This is a genomic window from Klebsiella ornithinolytica NBRC 105727 = ATCC 31898 (assembly GCF_001598295.1).
Taxonomy (GTDB): domain Bacteria; phylum Pseudomonadota; class Gammaproteobacteria; order Enterobacterales; family Enterobacteriaceae; genus Klebsiella; species Klebsiella ornithinolytica.
Window position 1 is genome coordinate 1 of sequence record NZ_BCYR01000007.1, and the last position, 18,297, is coordinate 18,297.

Sequence of the window (18,297 nt, forward strand, 5' to 3'; positions counted from 1 at the left end):
GCCTCTGCGTTGGCTACGCTTGCTCACCCCGGTCACTTACTGGAGTAAGCTCCCGGGGATTCGCGTACTTGCCGCCTTGATGCAGGCCGGATGATTCTGTGTATATTCATCTCACCTGACAAGACTGCCTCTGCGCTGCTTGCGCTTATTCACACTTGTTACCCAGGCTGTCCTTCGGCCTCGCCCCTTCGGAGCCTGCGCGAGCGCGGTTTGTAAAACCGGAACAATAAAATTTATCTATTCACTATTACTTCCGTATATCTCAGGTGATACTGGAACTCAAGTAAAACTCACCGTGCTTTTGGGAGCTCACATGGCAAGACTCGCTGCTTTTGATATGGACGGCACGCTGCTGCTGCCGGACCATCGTCTGGGAACGTCAACGCTCTCAACGCTGAAGCGCCTGCGCGATCGTGACATTACCCTGACCTTTGCCACGGGACGCCATGCGCTGGAAATGCGCCACGTCATCGGTGAGTTCTCGCTGGATGCTTACTTAATTACCGGCAACGGTACGCGGATTCACGCGCTGGATGGTGAAGAACTGCACCGTAGCGATCTTGATCCTGGCGTCGCGGAAGCGGTGCTCCACCGTCGCTGGGATACGGCGGCCAGTATGCACGTCTTTAACGACGGTGGCTGGTTTACCGGGCAAGCGATGCCCGAGTTGCTCAAAGCGCATATTTTCAGCGGCTTCCGCTATCAGATATACGATCCCAGGCGGATGCCGACGGATAACGTCACCAAAGTCTGCTTCTGCGGCGATCACGACGATCTCCAGCGGCTCAACGTTCAGCTGGCTGAAGCACTCGGGGATCGCGCGCATATTTGTTTTTCAGCGTTCGACTGCCTGGAAGTGCTGCCGAATGGTTGTAATAAAGGCGCTGCGCTGGCGGTACTCAGCCAGCATCTGGGCCTGTCGATGCAGGATTGTATGGCGTTTGGCGACGCCATGAACGACCGCGAAATGCTCGGTAGCGTGGGGCGCGGGGTCATTATGGGTAACGCAATGCCGCAGCTCAAAGCTGAACTGCCGCATTTACCGGTTATTGGAGACTGTCGCCATGAAGCGGTCTCCCATTTTTTAACTCATTGGCTGGATAATCCCGATCTTCCTTATTCCCCCGAATAAACAGACCCTTCCAGCAAGCCAGGCACCCTTGGTGTCTGGCTTTTTTTATTGGGTGTTCACCATCTCCGCGATTTTTGCCTGCCACGGAGTGATATCGCCGATCTGGCTCGCGACCCACTGCGGGTTGTAATAGCTTTCCAGATAGCGTTCGCCGCTGTCGCACAGCAGAGTGACGATAGAACCGGTACGGCCCTCAGCGCGCATACGCACGGCAAGCTCAAGCACGCCCCACATATTGGTGCCGGTGGAGGCGCCGACTTTGCGACCAAGCAGCGTTTCCAGCCACAGGGCGGTGGCGACGCTGGCCGCGTCCGGGACCCGCAGCATCTCATCGACGACATCAGGAATAAATGATGGCTCGACGCGCGGACGACCGATACCTTCGATTTTGCTTCCGACCGGGCTGCGCAGGCCGGCATCGCGGCTCTGCCAGTAGTCGAGGAACACCGAGTTTTGCGGATCAACCACCAGCAGCTGCGTATCATAGCCCTGACTGCGGATATAGCGGCCAATCGTGGCCGAAGTCCCGCCGGTCCCCGCACTCATCACGATGTATGAGGGCTGCGGATGCGGTTCATGGGTCATCTGCCGAAAGATGCTGTCGGCAATATTGTTATTGCCGCGCCAGTCCGTCGCCCGTTCAGCGAAGGTAAACTGATCCATATAATGGCCGTTCAGTTCGCGAGCCAGTCTTTCGGAGGCGGCATAGATTTCACACGCGCTCTCGACAAAGTGACAGCGTCCGCCATAAAACTCAATCTGCTCAATTTTGCGTTTTGCCGTACAGGAAGGCATGACGGCGATAAACGGCAGACCGAGCAGACGCGCAAAGTAGGCTTCAGAAACCGCCGTCGAGCCGGAAGAGGCTTCGATAATCGTCGTTCCTTCCTTAATCCAGCCGTTACACAGGCCGTAAAGGAACAGAGAGCGCGCCAGGCGGTGTTTCAGGCTGCCGGTAGGATGGGTGCTCTCATCTTTCAGGTAGATCTGAATACCCGGGAACCCGGGCAGCGCGAGGCGAATAAGGTGCGTGTCGGCGGAACGCTGATAATCGGCGTTGATTTCACTGATTGCGTGTTTTACCCAGGCGCTATTCATCGTCATTTCCTGTTTGTCATTTTGTGCCCAGCTTAACGGAAGTGTGAGGAAAAATTGTTGCTATTTAGCCTTTCAATTACAATGAAGGGAGAAAATTTTTCTCCGGAGGTGCCTCATGCTAGATAAAATTGACCGTAAGCTGCTTTCTTTACTGCAAACTGACTGCACCCTCTCTTTGCAGGCGCTGGCTGATGCCGTTAATCTGACCACCACGCCCTGCTGGAAACGGCTGAAGCGGCTGGAAGATGAGGGGATCCTGCTCGGGCGCGTGGCGCTGCTGGATGCCGAAAAGCTGGGGCTCGGTCTGACGGCATTTGTACTGATTAAGACCCAGCATCACAGCAGCGACTGGTACTGCCGCTTCGTCAGCGAAGTCACGCAGATGGCGGAAGTCCTCGGTTTCTGGCGTATGGCGGGAGAGTATGATTACCTGCTGCGGGTGCAGGTGGCGGATATGAAACGCTACGATGATTTTTATAAACGGTTGGTGAACAGCGTCCCCGGGCTGTCTGATGTCACTTCGAGTTTCGCGATGGAACAGATAAAATACACCACTGCCTTACCTATTGATTAACGGCGTTTGCCGCGACGATTTATACACTCAGGATTTAACTGCTTGCGATTATTTGCTCAACTTAGCTGGTACTTCCGCCGGGAGTGGCGCCGTTATTTCGGTGCTATTGCCCTGCTGGCCATTATCGCCGTTTTACAGCTGATTCCGCCAAAGGTGGTGGGAATCGTGGTTGACGGCGTCACCAGACAACATTACACCGCGGAGAAGGTGTGGATGTGGATCGGCGCGTTGGTCCTGATCGCGGTGATGGTCTATCTGCTGCGCTACGTCTGGCGCGTGCTGCTTTTTGGTGCCTCTTATCAGCTGGCCGTGGAGCTACGGGAGGACTTTTACCGTCAGCTCAGCCGTCAGCATCCGGCTTTTTACCTGCGCCACCGCACCGGCGACCTGATCGCGCGCGCCACCAACGATGTTGATCGGGTGGTTTTTGCTGCGGGGGAAGGGGTGCTGACGCTGGTGGACTCGATGGTAATGGGCTGTGCGGTATTGATCGTGATGTCGACGCAAATCAGCTGGCAGCTCACCCTGCTGGCGCTGCTGCCGATGCCGGTGATGGCCCTGGTTATCAAGCGTAACGGTGATGCGCTCCATGAACGCTTCCGCGTCGCGCAGGCGGCATTCTCCAGCCTCAACGATCGTACTCAGGAGAGCCTGACCAGCATCCGCATGATTAAGGCCTTTGGCCTGGAGGACCGGCAATCGGCGCAGTTTGCTGCCGATGCGGCGGATACCGGCAGGAAAAACATGCGCGTGGCGCGGATTGATGCGCGCTTTGATCCGACTATCTATATCGCGATTGGCACGGCTAACCTGCTGGCGATCGGCGGCGGGAGCTGGATGGTGCTGCAGGGCAGTATGACCCTCGGCCAGCTAACCAGCTTTGTGATGTATCTCGGTTTGATGATTTGGCCGATGCTGGCGCTGGCATGGATGTTTAACATCGTGGAACGCGGCAGCGCGGCCTACAGTCGGATCCGCACGATGCTCGAGGAGGCGCCGACCGTCAACGATGGTCATGAGCTGGCCCCGGAAGGGCGCGGTGCGCTGAGCGTCGCCGTACGCGAATTTATCTATCCGCAGGCGAATAAGGCCTCGCTGGAGAAGGTCAACTTCGTGCTCCAGCCTGGGCAAATGCTGGGCATTTGCGGGCCAACCGGCGCAGGGAAAAGCACGATTCTGGCGCTGATTCAGCGCCACTTTGATGTCACGCAAGGGGATATTCGCTTCCATGATATTCCGCTGACGCGGCTGCAGCTCGATAGCTGGCGCGCCCGGCTGGCGGTAGTGAACCAGACGCCGTTTCTGTTTTCCGACACCGTCGCCAACAACATCGCGCTCGGCAGGCCCGATGCAACGCCGGAGCAAATTGAGCATGTTGCGCGGCTGGCCAGCGTGCACGACGATATTCTGCGCCTGCCGCAGGGATATGAAACGGAAGTCGGCGAACGCGGCGTGATGCTGTCCGGCGGGCAAAAACAGCGCATTTCCATCGCCCGCGCGCTGTTGCTGGAAGCCGAGATTCTGATTCTTGACGATGCGCTGTCGGCGGTGGATGGCCGGACCGAGCATCAGATATTGCATAATCTGCGGCAGTGGGGAGAGGGGCGAACGGTTATTATCAGCGCCCATCGCCTGTCGGCACTGACTGAGGCCAGCGAGATTCTGGTGATGCAACACGGGCATATTGTCCAGCGCGGTCGTCACGATGGACTGGTGGCGCAGCCCGGCTGGTATCGCGATATGTATCGCTATCAACAGCTGGAAGCGGCGCTGGACGATGCGCCGCAGGATCACGAGGAGGCCGCTGATGCGTAGTTTTTCCGAGCTCTGGCCGACGTTAAAACGCCTGCTGGCCTACGGTTCCCCGTGGCGTAAACCGCTGATTATCGCGGTGGTGATGATGTGGATTGCCGCGGCCGCCGAGGTCAGTGGTCCGCTGCTGATTAGCTACTTTATCGATAATATGGTGGCGAAGAACTCGGTGCCGCTGAAGCTGGTCTGCGGCCTTGCCGCGGCCTACCTCGGCCTGCAGATCCTTGCGGCGACCCTGCACTATAACCAGTCGCTGCTGTTTAACCGCGCCGCCGTTGGCGTGGTGCAGCAGCTGCGCAGTGATGTGATGGATGCCGCGCTGCGCCAGCCGCTGAGCGAATTTGATACCCAGCCGGTCGGGCAACTGATCTCCCGCGTCACCAACGACACGGAAGTGATCCGCGATCTGTACGTCACGGTGGTGGCGACGGTGCTGCGTAGCGCGGCGCTGATAGGCGCAATGCTGGTGGCGATGTTCAGCCTTGACTGGCGCATGGCGCTGGTGGCGCTGACTATTTTCCCGGCGGTGTTGATCGTGATGATGATTTATCAACGCTACAGCACGCCGATCGTGCGTCGGGTACGGGCCTGGCTGGCCGATATCAACGACGGCTTTAATGAAGTCATCAACGGGATGGGTGTGATCCAGCAGTTCCGCCAGCAGGCGCGTTTTGGCGAGCGGATGCGCGAAGCCAGCTATGCGCACTATCTGGCGCGGATGCAAACGCTGCGCCTCGATGGTTTCCTGCTGCGTCCGCTGCTGAGCCTGTTCTCAACGCTGGTGCTCTGCGGGCTGCTGATGCTGTTTGGATTCAGCTCGGCCGGCACAATTGAAGTCGGGGTGCTGTACGCCTTTATCAGCTACCTGGGGCGCCTGAATGAGCCGCTGATCGAGCTAACAACCCAGCAGTCGATGCTTCAGCAGGCGGTCGTCGCCGGCGAGCGCGTCTTCGAACTGATGGATCGCCCGCGTCAGGCGTGGGGCCAGGACAGTGCGCCGCTGCGCAGCGGCACCGTGTCAATTGAGAATCTCTCTTTTGCTTATCGTGGCGATCGTCTGGTGCTGCAGGACATTAACCTGGATATTCCGTCCCGTGGTTTTGTGGCGCTGGTGGGGCACACCGGCAGCGGTAAAAGCACCCTGGCCAGTCTGATGATGGGCTACTACCCGCTGAGCAAAGGGGAAATTCGTATCGACGGTCGCCCGCTCGCTTCACTGAGCCACAGCGCGTTGCGCCAGGGCGTTGCCATGGTGCAGCAGGATCCGGTGGTGCTGGCGGATACCTTTTATGCCAACGTCACGCTCGGTCGCGATATCAGCGAGGCGCAGGTCTGGGAGGCGCTGGAGTCGGTGCAGCTGGCAGAACTGGCGCGCGGAATGAGCGAGGGGATTTATACGCAGCTGGGCGAGCAGGGGAATAATCTGTCGGTGGGACAGAAGCAGCTGCTGGCGCTGGCGCGGGTGCTGGTGGATACCCCGCAGATTTTGATTCTCGATGAAGCGACGGCGAATATCGATTCCGGCACCGAACAGGCGATTCAGCAAGCGTTGGCTAAAGTTCGTCAGCACACCACGCTGGTGGTGATTGCACATCGTCTGTCGACGATTGTTGAGGCCGACACCATTCTGGTGCTCCACCGTGGGCAGGCCGTTGAGCGTGGCAATCATCAGCAGTTGCTGGCAGCAAAAGGGCGCTACTGGCAAATGTATCAGCTGCAGCTGGCCGGCGAAGAGCTGGCTGCCAGCGTGCAGGAAGAGTCGCTGATCGCCTGATGCACTATAAGCAAGCACCCGTGCTGGCGCGGTTTAGCATGGTGCAAAAATGCAACGCCTGATGCACTGAAATGGTGCGTTTTTGGCTGTGGTCGGCGTTTTTCCGCTACCTTCTGCCACTGTTGTGCTGTTTTCTTCGTTAAAAGGGCCGCTATGCGGCCCTTTTTCATTTCTGGCATAGCCCTTGCTTTATTCCCTGTGTGTTAGCTGCTGCCATTACGAATTCAGAGCGGAGGGGACTTATGAAGCTGGTTACCGTGGTAATCAAACCATTCAAACTGGAAGATGTGCGTGAAGCGTTATCTTCCATCGGCATTCAGGGCCTGACGGTCACTGAGGTAAAAGGGTTTGGCCGTCAGAAAGGCCACGCCGAGCTGTACCGTGGTGCCGAATACAGCGTCAATTTTCTGCCAAAGGTGAAGATTGATGTCGCGATTGCCGACGATCAGCTTGATGAGGTCGTTGATGTGATTAGTAAAGCGGCCTACACCGGAAAAATTGGCGATGGCAAAATTTTCGTCGCCGAGTTGCAACGCGTTATTCGCATCCGCACCGGCGAAGCCGACGAAGCGGCACTGTAACGTCCAGACCACACAGTGATGGGGATCGAGAAAATGAAAATAGCAACAATGAAAACGGGTCTGGGTTCGCTGGCACTGCTTCCGGGGCTGGCGATGGCCGCACCGGCGGTGGCAGATAAAGCCGACAACGCCTTTATGATGATTTGCACCGCGCTGGTGCTGTTTATGACCATTCCGGGCATTGCGCTGTTCTATGGTGGCCTGATTCGCGGTAAAAACGTGCTCTCTATGCTGACCCAGGTCATCGTCACCTTTGGGCTGGTATGCGTGCTGTGGGTGGTTTATGGCTACACCCTGGCGTTTGGTACCGGCGGCAGCTTCTTCGGCAGCTTCGACTGGGTATTATTGAAAAACATTGAGCTGAAAGCGCTGATGGGGACCTTCTATCAGTACATCCACGTCGCTTTCCAGGGCTCCTTCGCCTGCATCACCGTTGGCCTGATCGTGGGCGCGCTGGCTGAACGTATTCGCTTCTCCGCGGTGCTGATTTTCGTCGTCGTCTGGATGACGCTCTCCTATGTGCCGATTGCACACATGGTATGGGGCGGTGGTCTGCTGGCGACGCACGGCGCGCTGGATTTCGCCGGTGGTACCGTAGTGCATATCAACGCCGCCGTTGCCGGTCTGGTGGGCGCCTATATGATGGGCAAACGCGTTGGCTTTGGCAAAGAAGCGTTCAAACCGCATAACCTGCCGATGGTCTTCACCGGGACGGCAATCCTGTATGTTGGCTGGTTTGGCTTTAACGCCGGTTCCGCGAGTGCGGCGAACGAAATTGCCGCGCTGGCTTTCGTCAACACCGTTGTGGCGACCGCTGCGGCTATTCTGGCCTGGACCTTCGGCGAATGGGCGACCCGCGGTAAACCTTCTCTGTTAGGTGCCTGTTCCGGGGCGATTGCTGGTCTGGTTGGCGTTACCCCGGCATGTGGTTACATCGGTGTAGGCGGCTCACTGATTGTGGGTCTCGCCTCCGGCCTGGCGGGTCTGTGGGGGGTAACGGTTCTGAAACGCTGGTTGCGTGTTGATGACCCGTGCGATGTGTTCGGCGTACACGGTGTCTGCGGTATCGTGGGCTGTATCCTGACCGGTATCTTTGCCGCAACCTCTCTGGGCGGCGTCGGCTATGCGGAAGGCGTTACCATGGGCCATCAGCTGCTGGTACAGCTGGAAAGTATCGGCATCACTATCGTCTGGTCCGGCATTGTGGCCTTCATCGGTTATAAAGTGGCGGATATGACCGTAGGTCTACGTGTTCCGGAAGAGCAGGAACGCGAAGGTCTGGATGTCAACAGCCACGGCGAAAACGCCTACAACGCCTGATAAATTGAGTCATCTCCAGTAGCAGCAAAGCCTCCCGTCGGGAGGCTTTTTTTCGTCATGAGGGACAGCATCAGGCGTTATCCCTCGCCCATGACATCTTACGCGTTACGGTTACGCATGACCCCTTCCTGCACCGTTGATGCCACAAGCGTGCCATCCTGAGTATAAAACTCACCGCGAACGAAGCCCCGGGCGCTGGACGCAGAAGTGCTCTCAACGCTGTACAGCAGCCAGTCGTTAATGTTGAACGGGCGATGGAACCACATCGAGTGGTCGATCGTCGCTACCTGCATCCCCGGCTCCAGGAACCCGACGCCGTGCGGCTGGAGCGCCACCGGCAGGAAATTGAAATCGGAAGCGTAGCCCAGCAGATATTGATGGATACGAATATCCTCCGGCACCGCGCCGTTAGCGCGGATCCACACCTGACGGGTCGGCTCCGCAACGTGGCCCTTCAGCGGGTTGTGAAACTCAACCGGGCGGATTTCCAGCGGTTTGTCGCTGAGGAACTTATCTCTGGCCTGCGGCGGCAGCAGGTGTGCCAGCTTGCGCGCGATGTCGGTTTCGGAAGGCAGACCATCCGGCGCAGGGGCGGCCGGCATCGATTTCTGGTGCTCATAGCCGGGTTCTGGCGCCTGGAAAGAGGCGGTCATATAAAAAATGGGTTTCCCGTTTTGAATGGCCGCGACCCGACGGGCGCTGAAGCTGTTACCATCGCGCAGCACTTCGACGTCATAAATAATCGGTTTCTGGCTATCGCCAGGGCGCAGGAAATAGCTGTGGAATGAATGGATCAGACGCTCGGCAGGCACGGTTTCTTTCGCCGCGTACAGCGCCTGACCGACGACCTGGCCGCCAAAAACCTGACGTAAACCCAGATCTTCACTCTGCCCGCGGAATAACCCTTCTTCAATTTTTTCCAGATTCAATAATGCCAGCAGATTGGTTAGTGCCTGACTCATATTTACCCTCAATCAATGATAACTGCCTTGCGCAGCGCGTATTGAGGCCAAGTATAACCTGGAATCGCAAGTGGTCCGATGGGTGTAATAATCTGAATAAAGGGCCATTTGCAGGAAGAGAACTGAGATCTGTGCCACACTTATCCACGATGCCAATGTTACTGCTCGCCAGTCGGCAGGACATACTCCTGCAAGTAAAGGGATGAAAAGGAGAACATAATGAAATTTGCCTATATGTTAAGTGCTTTAGCCGTTGCAACCGCGTTGACCGCCTGCGCGAATAATCACGGCGCCACGACGGCCAATAACGCGGCTGCCCCCGATCCATATGGCATTGCGTCACTGACTTCTTCGCAGCAGCAGCCTAATGTATCAGGGACTATCTCGATCCGGCAGAGAGTCGCCCTACCGCCGGATGCGGTACTGACTGTCACCTTATCGGATGCGTCACTGGCCGATGCGCCGGCGCATGTCCTGGCGCAGAAAACGGTTCGTACCGAAGGTCAGCAGCCGCCGTATAACTTTGTCCTGCCTTACAACCCGGCGGATATTAAACCGAATGCCCGCATTTTGCTGAGCTCGGCCATTACGGTTAACGGTCAGATGATGTTTATCACCGATACCGTGCAGACGGTGGTGAATGGGGGAGGGAACCGGGCCGACCTGATTCTGGTGCCGGTACAGCAGACGGCCGTACCGGTCGCCAGCAGCGATGCTCCTGCCGCGCAGTAAGCCATCTATGCCCCTGCCGAGGGGCATTTTTTTACCTTCAGTAAATCCAGCGATAGTGCTGCAGATCGATATGGCCGCTGCCGGACACCTGGACACCTTCAGCCAGCAGCGCCTGGCGCTGGCGCTGCAGATCCGGGCCTGTAAGGGAAATGTCGCCGTGGCGGTTGACCACCCGGTGCCAGGGAAGCGTGGAGCCTTCAGGCAGGCGCTTGAGGACCCCGCCAACCTGGCGCGCCGCACGGGGTGACCCCGCCAGCCGTGCTATATCGCCATAGGTGGCGACGTAACCTTCCGGAATTGAGGCCACAATTTGCCAGACCCGCCGGGGAAAAGTGTCGTGAGAATCCATCGTGCGTCCTGTAAACAGGGAAAGGCTCAGAATAAGCGCTGACTGAGTGGCTGTACAGCGTGGGGCTGTACGGGGTTGACGATAGTGACATCGAGCGCGAGGCCAGAAATCGACATCCCGTGCACGTTGCCGTGCGAACCGATGGCTATCAAGCTTTCGAAAAATTTCAGGTACCGGGAACGAGGATTGATAATCAGCGTGGCCCGCAGAGAATCGGGCAGACGAGGCGGCCGCGGGCTTCGAAGGGCAGTTTGCGCAAATCACTACGCCGCAGGACGCCGACCGTGGAATAGAGCACCGCAGCCGGGGCGACGTCGCGTTGCCGGTCTCGCCAGGGTTAGACAAGCTTTTCGCCCGTCGCTGCACAATAAACCAGCATCCGGTTGGGGTGAGCTTGCAATTCGTTGGTCCAGTAGGGATAATGCGGCTGCGCGTTGGATAACGACGCTCTCAATGGGGGCTCTGTTGGTTCTCCCGCAACGCTACTCTGTTTACCAGGTCAGATCCGGAAGGAAGCAGCCAGAGCAGACGACGTGTGTGCCGGGATGTAGCTGGCAGGGCCCCCACCCAATTCTGGGTAAGTACTTGATAGATAATGTCTAAAGTACAGAAATCTCTCCTCCATAGCCTTAGTGGTACAAAAACTGTGTATCACCAGTAGGCTGCACGATGTCCCTTATGCTCTCCCGTCATGGGATTTGGTACTACCGGAAAGTTAACGTCTTACCCTGTGGTAAACGCCGCGAGTTTCGTCGTTCGTTAGGTACGCGTTCAAAGACTGAAGCGACAAAGCGATCTTTACGCTTTGCAGATCGTCCCTGGCTGAGTACTGAAACCGCCACGACTACAATCGATTTGATCCAATCCCCTCATTCAGACTTGTCGCTTAGCGAGCTAAAACTACATGCTGAGCAGTACGTTGAGTTTAAAAGCCGTGAAGTTTGTGAAAGGGAAGTTTCTTCTATCAAACGCTGTATTGATAAGTACTTTAGCTGCACTGATCAGGTGTTTAAGCGTAGCAGGGCTGCTGAATTCATTAGCGGGCTGGATGTCGCGATTCCTACAAAGAACAAATATGTTAAGAAAATCAGTGGTTTTTTCCGATGGCTGAAACACCGTACTGACTATGATTTTCAAAATCCCTTTGAGGGATTGCTCCAAAAGGATCGCGAGCCAGTTTCCCAAAAGCGAGAGGCATATACCTCTGCTCAGATCAGATGTTTGGAGAATGGGATCAGTGCTTTACCTGACTGGAAGAGATGGATTATTTTGCTTGGTCGATTTACGGGGATGAGGGCTAATGAAATTTGTCAGCTATATCATGGTGATATATTAAAAAATGAGGGAAGGTGGTGCATCAGGATTGATGATCGTCATGATGGACAGGTGGTCAAAACGGAGAACAGTAAACGTACAATACCAATTCATAACAAATTGATAGATATCGGATTTTTGGACTATGTACAGAACCACAAGGGTAGACTGTTCCCGCAGTTAACTTTCTATAAAGGTTCATACAGCCACTACTTCACCCGCTGGTTTAGCGGTTATCGCAAAAAATTAGGGGTTCCAGAGTTTCATTCACTGCGACATTACATTGCCACTAAGTTAAAAAATGCTGGTGTAGTGGAGCATTATGCTGCTGCATTCTTAGGACATGCCGATAATTCAATCACATACAGAAGATATGGTAAGTCAGTCGCTGTGTCTCAACTATATGATTTATTAGAACATATTTGATTCGTCCTAAGCAGCCTCTTCGCTGAGAGCCTGCTTAGTGACGGGAGAGCATAAGGGACATCGTGCAGCCTACTGGTGATACACAGTTTTTGTACCACTAAGGCTATGGAGGAGAGATTTCTGTACTTTAGACATTATCTATCAAGTACTTACCCAGAATTGGGTGGGGGCCCTGCCATCAGCCATTAGTACTAAATTGTGTTGGTTAATCAATTGGTTATAGTGGTAGTACTACAACAGTACTGTACCACTCTCGATAGTACCGTCCAGCACAAAATCTTGCAATTTAACTTTTATCTGGTGTATTAATCCAATAATTTAATGCCATTGTTATGCAGCGGATTGAAAGATAAATAAGCAAATAGCAATATTGGAAAAGGAGTAAAATATGAGGTCTGGAAAAACTATCAAAAAAATTATCATTAAAATACTTAAAGACGATTTAGCCTCAGGAAAAGTGGTGAAAGTAAATGAGTACACATATGAGTATAAATAGAAGTCAAACGTATCTCACAAAAAACATTCACGGCACCTCTGAAATAAAATTAGAAATAACAATTTTATTTTGTATGGGATAACCTCAAAAAAATGTGATATAATAGACATTCTAAATAGATCTCGTCATTAAATTCGATAACTATAATATTTAAAATTAAATCAAGTACCTTTACGGGTCTTTTTTTATTATCTTTATTCCCTTGCGGGGCATGATTTCTCAACAAATCTCGTCAGAATTAACTGATTCATCCAAATGAACCGGATTAACTACTTGAACCAAACGAATTGGTTGGAGTAGTTAATGATAGTACTTACGTAGTGAGTACTTGATAGTTAGGGAATTATTTAATCAATACTATCATTGATTGATGAGAGATATGGTGCAATTTTTTTTCGTCTAAATACTAATAACTAAAACAAAGAAAGGCCGACTCACTGGAACGAATCGGCCTTTCTAAATTAATCAATATGGAGCGTGCAAATGATTAATTCTACATCTATTTATAACAAGTTTAAGTACGTATCTGCTGAGTGTGGTTCAGGTAAAACAACAGCTATATGTAATATAATCAATAACAGTACTGAAAGATATATTTTAGTACAGAATACACAAGAGCTTATTAAACAGACAGCAAAGCAACTTAATAACTGTAAGTATATCATTACGGATACAGTACAAAAAGATGAAAGTGTTATTAATTCAGTCATTCAATTTCTTTCATCAGGAAGTAATAGAACATTACTCATAACTGATAAAACTTTTTTCAAGATACCAGTTGGATTATTATCCGGCTGGAATGTCTATATTGACGACGTTACTAATTTTCACTCTTTTCAAAATATAAATGAATGTAATGCTGACATAAAAAAGGTTATCCTTAATGATTTAATCTATAAAGTACAGTCATTAGATGAAAGAAATATGTATATTGCGGCTGAAAGAAACCCAGAAGTACAGGGGGATGTAGTAAAGAGCATTTTAAATAAACTTTCAGTATTGAATGAAAATGATCTTTTTATAATGAACAATGAGTACTTTACCGATGCGAAAAAGGAACAGCTTAATATTACTGCATGGAAAAATCTCAATAAGTATAAAGACTTAAAAATTACCTTTCTTGGGGCTAATTTCGAAAACTCATTGATCTATAAAGGCAATAAAGAACTCTTTGAACGTACTGAAATTGAAGGATTACAGACACGTAAAACAGAACTTAAAAAAAGATTAAAGGTGTATTACTTCTCTAAAAAATCTAAACTATCAAGAACATGGAAAACGAACAACCCTGATAAATTACAAAAAATATATTCTTTTATTGATAAAGAACTTGAGGGGCAGGATTTCTACTGGACGAAGAACAAAAGCGATTCTTGGAGTCTAAAAAATGGTACAGAGATAAGCCCGGATGCCAGAGGATTTAACCAGTACCAGCACCTGATGAAGTGCGTCTGGCTGGCCTGTATGCGTCCCTCGGAGACAGAGGCTAAACAGTGCAAATTGTTCTTTGAGATTGATGGTGAGGCGATTCACGTAGCGAGGGAGTATGAAAGTTTACACCAGTTTGTACTACGAGGGGTTTCAAGAGATTTTGACAGTACTGAAACGCAGACCGTTTATGTTTTTGATGAATGGCAGGCCAGATCACTTACAGATAACATTGAGTACATAGATCTTGGTATTGATGATGGCAAGCAAGGGCAGAGAGGCAGGCCGCAAGGCTCAATGAACAAGGAAAAGCGTTTCACTCTTGATGATACCAAAGCAAAGAGTTTCCGCCGCTGGAAAGACAGCAATCCAGGGCTTGATTTAGAAGATTTCAGGGAGTTTCTTGCCCGTTCTACCAACGCAAATCTCAGTACTGAAGAAATAAAGGCTATGTGGGACAAATACGAAAATGAAGTACAAAAAAAAGTTAAAAATGAAGTCCAGAACACCATCATAAAAACGAATGAATGTCCGAAAAATAATACCTTATAAAATCTTTAGGTAATAAATTTCGGACATGACAACGAGCGAAAGCGAATTAACTACCTGAAAGCAGGAGCGGCGAAGCAAGCGAACTGTTTCGGGTAGTTAGTGAGAGTGCTCACGCAGTGAGTACTTGATAGCTATTCCATTGTTTATATAGATAAAACAATTAAACAGCACCCGCGTTGCGTGTACTGTTCGCTGGATTCGGTTCTACTGCTGCGTTCCCTTCGGTCACTAGCAGAGCGAACCCAATCGCGTTTTTTTGTTCTGTCAGTAAGTACATAACTGCCTGTTATTTCATTACTTATTTTACAAATAATTCCTTTGTGTACTTGGTGGGGTATCTGCTGTTTCAGGTACTGGAGAAGCACTATCCGTACTGCACAGAGCGAAGCGACCCCGATCCTATCAATCCCCCTTCATGATGGTGTTTCGGACAAAACGCACAGGAAGCCCCTTAACTCGATTCGCATCACTAACACAACTGAACTTACAAAGTCCCGTAAAACGCCTTACCGACGCTTTAAGAGCGTCTGTGTGATGGAATCGCGAGTAGTCATAGTATTGAAATCAGATAGATAACCTACTTCCCGGATTACGAATCCACTTGATCGATTTTACCTATTGATTTGTATTGAATTAATAGATATTGATAGTTTATAACGATCAATATATGCATTATCGATCGTTTATATCGATCATTTTTGAGTGTGCATGTTATTCTTGGGTACCTGAACACGGATGGTTTCAAGTCCGTACTTTTTGGTCTGAAGGAAGCTAACGGGGTTACAAAACTATGAGAGTTGTACAACTGGTAATTTATGGATTTTGGGGGATCTGTCTTTTCGCTGCTGCAATGGGAAAGTTTGGTGATTTCTTCACTGCTGGTACTGGCTTCTGGTCGGTCGTTATGCTTTTCGTCGCTGGATTGTGCCAGCTACTGGCAAGTATTGCCTCGATCGTATGGGCATTTTATGGTACCGGTAATCTCAGAGCTAAATACTTGCCCTATAAGTTCGTGAATAATTATACCGTGCCAGTACTGATCATTGTGCTTGCTTTAGTGGCAAATGCAGCCCGCTCTTCAAGCGATGAAGCCAGAGCACATAAACTTGGTTTTAAAGACGGCAAAGAGTTTGCCACTGCTCGTGAAAATAACATTACGAATGTTGCTGATTACGCCAAATTTGCCGAAGAACAACGCGTCAAAGCAGCAGAAAAGGCGTCTCAGGATGCTGTACTTGCCGCAGAAAAAGAAAGACAGGCAAAAGAGGAAGAAGCTAAATGTCTCGATGATGCTCATTGCTACGCTTCGAAACATAAAGCTGGCGATTATATTTGTAAGGTAGCTGTAGAAAATTCTGCTCAGTACCAATTTAAATGGACTGACGGAATTACCGAACCAAAATTCTCCTCGTATAGCTGGTACGACAAAAGCAGGAAATTAGTCACTCTTTACGGGCACAGAGCACAGGCTCAAAACGGGTTTGGTGCGTTTAAAAATATAGAGTACTCCTGTACGTTCAATGCTGATACTGGTGAAGTATTAAGTACTAACCTTCAATAAGGAATATTAATATGAAAAAGACTTTTATCGCAGTGCTGTTATTTTGTTGCTCTAGTGTGTCAGTTGCGGCTGTACCAGATGGGAAAATAGAAAAACCATTTACTTTTAATAATGAAGTTGTTTGCTTAAAAGAAATTCAGAAACAAATGACGACTTATCTCAAGTCATTTGAAGAAGAAGGTGGGGTTAAGTACAAGTACAATGTTAAATCCGGTTTGTCGTACAAGGATACGATAGGACTACGGTTACAGATCAACCGTGTGGATTCAGGGCTGAATGATAGGGTTGCCGATCTTGATTACTACTGGCTACAGGAACGCGGCAGCATTTGCCAGCCAGCGTATATGGTACTGGATCGTTCTCAATGAGTGCTTGTACTGGCACAAGGTCGCGAAAGCGGCCTTTTTTATTTGCTTGATGCCCGGAATGCGGTCGCTTGTAAGGTTTGGCGGTTTTGCATCCAATTGATTTAAGCTAAGTCACTTTTTAGATATTATATCCTTGATATTAATATGATTCATGAGAGATTATGACCAGAGCACTGGTAAGGCTTGGAGACAAGACCACGAGCGGCGGGGGGGGATCCGCTTCTTCGACGATTATCGAAGAACGAAATATTACCCTGAATGGCGATATGGCATGGTGCCCAAAAGAAACCTGCAATGGTGTATTCCAGATACATAGTACAGCTCAGCACGGGGAAAGTGGATAAAGACTGTGTAGCCATAGAGGATCGCGTCCTCTGTAACTATGTAAGGAATCAGGTTATGTGCAGCACCACGTTGTCAGTGGAGGACATCCGAACTTCGCTGGTAGTCACGGTGTAACTATCTCTTTTAGGGGGGGCTGCTTCTTCTGAGAAAATAGATACATAGGTATGATATGAGTAATGAACTAATTGAAAAAATAAAAGAAGAATGCTTACGCATTGAGGAAGATGCACTTTATTCTTCTAAATCTCATTATAATGCTTCTTCCCCTTGGGAAAAATGCAATTTATTCATTGGGATACCTATAGCTATTTTGTCTGCTATAGCAGGTTTGAGTGCTCTGAAGGATATGACTACCATTACAATAGTAATATCATTTTTACTTACATGTTTAACTGCTATAAATACCGCTTTAAATCCAAGCAAACGAGCAGGGCATCATAAGTCCGCGGCAGGTGAGTATAATAATCTTAAAAACGATGTACGTCTTTTTCGAGAGATTGAATTAATTGAAATCAATTCTCCAGATAAAGAGCTAAAAAACAAAATAAAGGTTTTTTCTGATCGTAGAAATCAGCTAAACATAAGTTCGCCGACTGTACCAAGATGGGCTTATGAAAAAACACAGTCTGATGTCAATGATGGCTTTACTCAATATTCTATCGACAAGGAAAAAGAATGAGCGTTCAGTCATATTTAGATTCTGTAGCGAAGAATGCTATTTTGAAAGATAGTACTATCACAACATCTATCAGTACACTGAAAAATAGACTTGGATATTATTTCGATAGTTCCGATGTAATAAATCATTTCACATTTGGTTCTAACACCCGATATACAATGCTGCCAAGAAGATACGATCCGAAATCTGATGTAGATTATATGGTTGTGTTTAACAATACAGGGCATCAGCCTCAGACTTATCTAAATCGGTTGAAATATTTCGTTGAACGTTATTATTCTTCTTCAGAACGTAAACAAAGCCATCCAACAATAAGGCTAAATCTCAATCATATTACATTTGAATTGGTTCCGGCTGTATATAATGTGTTTTACGGATATCAAATTCCAGCACCAGCAAATAACTTTGAAACATGGATAAGTACTGACCCTAATGATTTCAATAGTAAGCTGACAGATAAGAATAGAAATAATTATTCTTTAATCAAACCATTAATAAGAATACTAAAGTACTGGAACGCAAATGCAGATTATGTTTTTGAGTCATATGATCTTGAGCAAAAAATTGTAGGTATGAATTTTCTTTTTTGTTATAACATCAAAGACTATTTTTATAGTGCTGTTGAGCAGCTCCATTGCTCCTACTGGTCTCCTCAATGGAAGCAAAATGCTGTGAATAAATTAAAAAATACAGTATCATCAGCTAAGGCATATGAAAGTGGTGGATGGCACTATTCTGCTGAATCAGAAATAAAAAAGATTTTGCCTGAAATTTAATCTTAAAATTTCATATAA

Annotated in this window: 16 protein-coding genes, 1 other RNA gene and 1 pseudogene; 14 read left to right on the top strand and 4 right to left on the bottom strand. The window is 49.8% G+C overall.

The annotated features are described in order from the left end of the window. Window positions 1-313 precede the first annotated feature (313 nt). Entirely contained in the window at window positions 314-1,132 is an 819-nt protein-coding gene (gene cof, locus ROR01S_RS14740) for an HMP-PP phosphatase (protein WP_004858732.1), read from the top strand. A gap of 45 nt (window positions 1,133-1,177) precedes the next feature. On the opposite strand, the gene ROR01S_RS14745 is transcribed toward cof, so the two are convergent. Further along, a complete protein-coding gene (locus ROR01S_RS14745) occupies window positions 1,178-2,230 on the bottom strand; it encodes a PLP-dependent cysteine synthase family protein (RefSeq protein WP_004858737.1) in 1,053 nt (350 codons plus the stop codon). Between the two features lie 115 nt (window positions 2,231-2,345). Between ROR01S_RS14745 and ROR01S_RS14750 the strand changes: the two genes are divergently transcribed. From ROR01S_RS14750 to amtB, 5 genes are all read left to right on the top strand, one after another. After that, window positions 2,346-2,804, top strand: coding sequence for an Lrp/AsnC family transcriptional regulator (locus ROR01S_RS14750; RefSeq protein ID WP_004858739.1), 459 nt, complete (start codon window positions 2,346-2,348; stop codon window positions 2,802-2,804). Between the two features lie 42 nt (window positions 2,805-2,846). Beyond that, entirely contained in the window at window positions 2,847-4,619 is a 1,773-nt protein-coding gene (locus tag ROR01S_RS14755; protein WP_044347650.1) for a SmdA family multidrug ABC transporter permease/ATP-binding protein, read from the top strand. Then, entirely contained in the window at window positions 4,612-6,390 is a 1,779-nt protein-coding gene (locus ROR01S_RS14760) for a SmdB family multidrug efflux ABC transporter permease/ATP-binding protein (RefSeq protein WP_044347652.1), read from the top strand. Before ROR01S_RS14755 ends, ROR01S_RS14760 begins: the two co-directional genes overlap by 8 nt. Before the next feature lie 242 nt (window positions 6,391-6,632). Further along, window positions 6,633-6,971: a P-II family nitrogen regulator gene (glnK, locus tag ROR01S_RS14765; RefSeq protein ID WP_004858743.1), complete on the top strand. Its 339-nt coding sequence runs from the start codon at window positions 6,633-6,635 to the stop codon at window positions 6,969-6,971. 33 nt (window positions 6,972-7,004) lie between these two features. Then, complete coding sequence (gene amtB / locus ROR01S_RS14770) at window positions 7,005-8,291, top strand: ammonium transporter AmtB (RefSeq protein WP_004858745.1); 1,287 nt, start codon at window positions 7,005-7,007, stop codon at window positions 8,289-8,291. Window positions 8,292-8,389: 98 nt separating this feature from the next. Here amtB and tesB read toward each other — a convergent pair whose 3' ends face one another. Further along, window positions 8,390-9,253 carry an acyl-CoA thioesterase II gene (gene tesB, locus ROR01S_RS14775; protein ID WP_004858746.1) on the bottom strand — a complete coding sequence of 288 codons (864 nt, stop codon included), beginning with the start codon at window positions 9,251-9,253 and terminating at the stop codon, window positions 8,390-8,392. 219 nt (window positions 9,254-9,472) lie between these two features. Between tesB and ROR01S_RS14780 the strand changes: the two genes are divergently transcribed. Continuing rightward, window positions 9,473-9,985 carry a YbaY family lipoprotein gene (locus ROR01S_RS14780; protein ID WP_004858747.1) on the top strand — a complete coding sequence of 171 codons (513 nt, stop codon included), beginning with the start codon at window positions 9,473-9,475 and terminating at the stop codon, window positions 9,983-9,985. Window positions 9,986-10,022: 37 nt separating this feature from the next. Here the strand turns inward: ROR01S_RS14780 and ROR01S_RS14785 are convergent, their stop codons facing one another. Next, a complete protein-coding gene (locus ROR01S_RS14785) occupies window positions 10,023-10,334 on the bottom strand; it encodes an MGMT family protein (RefSeq protein WP_004858749.1) in 312 nt (103 codons plus the stop codon). A gap of 26 nt (window positions 10,335-10,360) precedes the next feature. After that, a pseudogene (locus ROR01S_RS27700) lies at window positions 10,361-10,653 on the bottom strand (hypothetical protein); the annotation flags it as partial. Between the two features lie 144 nt (window positions 10,654-10,797). On the opposite strand from ROR01S_RS27700, the gene ffs reads away from it, so the two are divergent. The 7 genes from ffs (at window position 10,798) to ROR01S_RS26270 (ending at window position 18,279) form a co-directional block, all read left to right on the top strand. Then, window positions 10,798-10,894, top strand: an RNA gene (gene ffs / locus ROR01S_RS14790) — signal recognition particle sRNA small type. A 118-nt stretch (window positions 10,895-11,012) separates the two neighbouring features. After that, entirely contained in the window at window positions 11,013-12,074 is a 1,062-nt protein-coding gene (locus tag ROR01S_RS14795) for a site-specific integrase (protein WP_225563397.1), read from the top strand. Between the two features lie 979 nt (window positions 12,075-13,053). Continuing rightward, window positions 13,054-14,550, top strand: coding sequence for a DEAD/DEAH box helicase family protein (locus ROR01S_RS14800; RefSeq protein ID WP_064359625.1), 1,497 nt, complete (start codon window positions 13,054-13,056; stop codon window positions 14,548-14,550). 790 nt (window positions 14,551-15,340) lie between these two features. Continuing rightward, entirely contained in the window at window positions 15,341-16,111 is a 771-nt protein-coding gene (locus ROR01S_RS14805) for a hypothetical protein (RefSeq protein ID WP_021313719.1), read from the top strand. An 11-nt stretch (window positions 16,112-16,122) separates the two neighbouring features. Next, on the top strand, window positions 16,123-16,479 hold the full coding sequence (locus ROR01S_RS14810; protein WP_021313720.1) for a hypothetical protein: 357 nt from the start codon (window positions 16,123-16,125) through the stop codon (window positions 16,477-16,479). Window positions 16,480-16,993: 514 nt separating this feature from the next. Next, entirely contained in the window at window positions 16,994-17,503 is a 510-nt protein-coding gene (locus tag ROR01S_RS26265) for an SLATT domain-containing protein (RefSeq protein WP_071995107.1), read from the top strand. Beyond that, complete coding sequence (locus tag ROR01S_RS26270) at window positions 17,500-18,279, top strand: SMODS domain-containing nucleotidyltransferase (protein ID WP_073972307.1); 780 nt, start codon at window positions 17,500-17,502, stop codon at window positions 18,277-18,279. The genes ROR01S_RS26265 and ROR01S_RS26270 overlap by 4 nt, the downstream gene beginning before the upstream one ends. Window positions 18,280-18,297 lie beyond the last annotated feature (18 nt).